Below are 3972 nucleotides of genomic sequence, written 5' to 3' on the forward strand. Positions count from 1 at the left end.
ATCCGCGCCACAGCCAGGCCGCGATGGCCGCCAGCACGCCCAGCTGCAGCACCAGCGCGCCGCCGTAGCCCAGGTGCGCCGGCAGCCACACGACCGGTGCGTCGGCCACGCTGGCGCTGTACAGCGGGTTCCAGGTGCGAAACCCCAGGATGAACCCGCCGGCCGATCCGATCAGGGCGAAAGGCGCGACGGGCGAGCCTTCCGCCAGCCGGTACCAGTGCGCGCTGATGCACGAGCCCGACACCACCATGCCGGCGCCGAACGCCAGGCCCGCGGCCACCAGGGCCAGGCTCACTGGGCCGATGTGCATGTCCGCCGGCAATTGCCCGGCCATGGGCACCGGCACCCAGCTGCCCAGCACGACGGTGTAGCCCACCGTGCCCACGGCCAGCGCCAGGACCAGGGCCAGCAGGCCGCGCGGGTTGCCGTCGGCGAACCAGTCGCGGGCATGGCAATAAAAGCAAAAGCGCGACCGCTGCAGCACCACGCCCAGCACGGCGCCCACCGCCAATGAGAAAGCCAGCGTGCGCCCGCCCGGCTGGCCCTGCAGCGCCAAGGCGGCAACCCCCACCGCGGCCAGCAGTCCCCATGACAACAGTCCCGCAACGCGCATGGCCAAAACCTCCGGACAAAAAAAAAGCCCGCACGCGGCGGGCTTGAAAAGAGACCCCCTACTGACAAACTGTTTTGGCCCGGCGCTACTTGGCGGCCCAGAGGGTGCCGGACGGGTTGGTGATGGGCACGCCCACGGCGTTGCCGTATTCGGTCCACGAACCGTCGTAGTTGCGCACCTCGTAGCCCAGGATCTTGCTCAGCGCGAACCAGGTGTGGCTGGAGCGCTCGCCGATGCGGCAGTACGTGATGATCGGCTTGCTGCCGTCGATGCCCGCGGCGGCGTAAAGCTTCTTCAGTTCTTCGGCCGATTTGAACGTGCCGTCTTCGCGCACCGCCTGGCCCCACGGCACATTGGCCGCGCCGGGAATGTGGCCCGCGCGGACCGACAGCTCGGGCACGCCGGCCGGGGCGAAGACCTTGCCGGTGTATTCGTCCGCCGAGCGGATGTCCACCAGCCGGGCATCGCTGCGCCCTTCGGCCACCGCCAGCGCGTCGGACAGCCGGGCTCGCAGCTGGGTGTTGACGCTGGCGACGCGGTAGTTGGTGGCCACGGGTTCGGGCACCCGGTTGTTCAGCGGCCGGTTCTCGGCCTCCCATTTCTTGCGGCCGCCGTCCAGCAGCTTCACGTCCTTGACGCCGTAGATGTCGAACACCCAGGCGCCCCAGGCAGCGAACCAGTTGCTGGTGTCGCCGTAGAGCACCACCGTGTTGTCCGGTGCCACGCCGGCCTTGGACAGCAGCGCCTCGAATGCCTCCTTGCCCACGATGTCGCGGCGCACCTTGTCGTTCAGGTCGGAATGCCAGGAGAAGTTGACCGCGCCGGGCACGTGGCTGCGCTCGTACAGGCCGGGGTTCACGCTGACCTCGATCACGCGGACCTTGGCGTTGTCCAGGTTCTGCGCGAGCCAGTCGGTGGTGACCAGCGGACCCTGCGGTACCGGCGTGGCCGCGAAGGCGGTGCCGCACAGCGCGATGGCCGCGCCCAATGCCAGGGCATACAGGCCGTCGCGCCATGTCGGGAGGTGGCGTTGAAATCGCAGTGCTGCAGTCGTCATCCCTCGTCCTTTCGCTGGAGTGCCCACTGCGCCGTGCGGTGGGCTTGGAGCGAATCTATCGGGGCCGATGCGCTGGCCCAAGCGACAAGAACGCGTTTGGATATGCGCAAAACGGCAGGCCGGACAACAGAGGCGGTGCGTGGGCGCCATCCCATCGTGCCGCATGCGCACCGCTATGCTCGACGGCATGACCCACGCCCTTTTCCGCACCGCCATGGCCCCACGCACCCTGCCCCGTTCCGCAGGCCCGGCCACCGGGCCGCGGCTCGGCTGGCACGGGGCCGTGACGGTGCTGGCGGGCTTGTGGCTGGCGAGCGCTGCCGTCACCGGCGAGGCCGCCGAGGATCGGCACCTGGGTCAGGAGCATGGCTGCATGGCCTGCCACGGCATGGTCCGCAAGCAGGTGGGGCCGGGGTTCGCCCAGATCGCCGAGCGCTACCGCAAAGACCCGCAGGCGCCGGCCCGGCTGGCCGGCAAGATCCGCAACGGCAGCGTCGGCACCTGGGGCCGCGTAATCATGCCGCGCCAGGCCCGCATCACCGAGCCCGAGGCGCGGGCCCTCGCGCTGTGGGTGTTGTCGCAGCCTGCCCCGCCGCCTTGAGCGCTGGCTGGCCCTCTTTCGCCCGGCTCAGGGCGCGGGCGCCTTCATGGCGGCTTCCACCGCCTCGCGCGTGAGGGTCGGCACGAAGCTCTCGATGAAGCGGTAGGCATAGCCGCGCATCCAGCTGCCGCGCCGCAGGCCCAGGCGGGTCAGGTTGACCTCGAAGAGGTGGCGCGCGTCCAGCATGCGCAGGTGGCGGTCGCGGTCGGGGTCCACTGCGATGGAGGCGACGATCCCCACGCCCATGCCCAGTTCCACGTAGGTCTTGATCACATCGGCATCCATGGCGGTCAGCACCACGTCGGGGGTCAGGCCCTCGCGCGAGAAGGCCTCGTCGATGTGCGCACGGCCGGTGTAGCCCAGCTCGTAGGTGATGATCGGAAAGCGCGCCAGTTGCTGCAGCGTGACGGGCTCGGCCTGGTCCAGCAGCGCATGCCCCGGCGGCACCACGATGCTGTGGGACCACCGGTAGCACGGCAGCGTGACCAGGCTGTCGTAACCGGCCAGCGCCTCGGTGGCCACGCCGATGTCGGCCTCGCCGGACAGCAGCATTTCGGCCACCTGGCGGGGCGAGCCCTGGTGCAGGTGCAGCGACACGTGGGGGTACAGCGCCCGGAAGTCGCGCACCACCTGGGGCAAGGCGTAGCGCGCCTGGGAATGCGTGGCCGCCACGGACAGGCGCCCTTCCTGCGCGGCGCTGAAGTCCAGGCCGGCGCGCTTGAGGTTCTCGGCCTCCAGAAGCAGCCGCTCGACGATGGGCAGCAGCGTGGCGCCGGGGGGCGTGAGCCCGGTGAGGCGCTTGCCCGCGCGGGCGAAGATTTCAAGGCCCAGCTCTTCCTCCAGCTCGCGGATCTGGCGGCTCACGCCGGGTTGCGAGGTGTAGAGCATGGCGGCCACCTCGGTCAGGTTGAAGCCGCAGCGCACGGCCTCCCGCACGGAGCGCAGTTGCTGAAAGTTCATGCGCCGCCCCTTGCGGGCCAGGCGTCAGCCGATCGTGGAAGGCCTGGGGAAATGTCGGTTGCCACGGAGAGCGGTCGGATCACGGAAAACACCTTTCAGGGAAGCTGCCGCGATCTTAGGAGTCGGCCCTTCAAACCAGAAAGAATATATTTCCATGACTTAGGATCAAAAACATCTGATGATCCATGTCAGTCCGCCACCCGACGCCGCAGCAGCGCCATCACGAACACGGCGCCGATGCCCGCCGTGACGATGCCCACCGGCAATTCCTGCGAGCCCAGCAGCGTGCGTGCCACCAGATCGCTCGCCAGCAGCAATGCGCCCCCCATCACCCCGGCCAACGGCAGGAACGCGGCATGCAGGGGCCCCGACAGCCGCCGCGCCAGATGCGGCACCATCAGGCCGACGAAGCCGATCACCCCGGCCAGCGCCACGCAGCAGGCCGTCGCCACTGCGGCCACCACGAAGGCCTGCATGCGCAGCCGCTCGGGCGCGATGCCCAGGCTGTGGGCGGTGTCGTCGCCGGCCAGCAGCGCATCCAGTGCGCGGTGGCGGCGCCAGACGAACACCAGGGGCACGGCCAGCCCCAGGCATGCCAGCCACAGGTTGTCCCACCGCGCCAGCCCCAGGCCGCCGAGCGACCAGAACACCACGGCATGCGCCGCGCGCTGATCGCCCGCAAAGACCAGCCCGTGCGTCAGCGCGCCGAACAGAAACGACACCGCCAACCCGGCCAGCACC

The 3972-nt window shown here is 69.8% G+C and carries 5 protein-coding genes; 1 reads left to right on the top strand and 4 read right to left on the bottom strand.

Features of this window, described 5'->3' with window-relative positions:
- Together AC27KI_RS20215 and AC27KI_RS20220 are read right to left on the bottom strand one after the other, a co-directional pair.
- The coding region (locus AC27KI_RS20215) for a YeeE/YedE thiosulfate transporter family protein (RefSeq protein ID WP_487115489.1) at nucleotides 1-613 on the bottom strand (613 nt) is incomplete at its 3' end.
- An 85-nt stretch (nucleotides 614-698) separates the two neighbouring features.
- Nucleotides 699-1670: a sulfurtransferase gene (locus tag AC27KI_RS20220; protein WP_487115491.1), complete on the bottom strand. Its 972-nt coding sequence runs from the start codon at nucleotides 1668-1670 to the stop codon at nucleotides 699-701.
- A gap of 187 nt (nucleotides 1671-1857) precedes the next feature.
- On the opposite strand from AC27KI_RS20220, the gene AC27KI_RS20225 reads away from it, so the two are divergent.
- Nucleotides 1858-2271 (top strand): c-type cytochrome, encoded by a 414-nt coding sequence (locus AC27KI_RS20225; RefSeq protein WP_487090460.1) that lies wholly within the window; start codon nucleotides 1858-1860, stop codon nucleotides 2269-2271.
- A 27-nt stretch (nucleotides 2272-2298) separates the two neighbouring features.
- Here the strand turns inward: AC27KI_RS20225 and AC27KI_RS20230 are convergent, their stop codons facing one another.
- Nucleotides 2299-3231: a CysB family HTH-type transcriptional regulator gene (locus AC27KI_RS20230; RefSeq protein WP_284414432.1), complete on the bottom strand. Its 933-nt coding sequence runs from the start codon at nucleotides 3229-3231 to the stop codon at nucleotides 2299-2301.
- Between the two features lie 188 nt (nucleotides 3232-3419).
- Nucleotides 3420-3972: FecCD family ABC transporter permease (locus tag AC27KI_RS20235; protein WP_487115493.1), on the bottom strand; the 553-nt coding region annotated here is incomplete at its 5' end.

This window comes from Acidovorax sp. KPB24-03, from assembly GCF_057546605.1.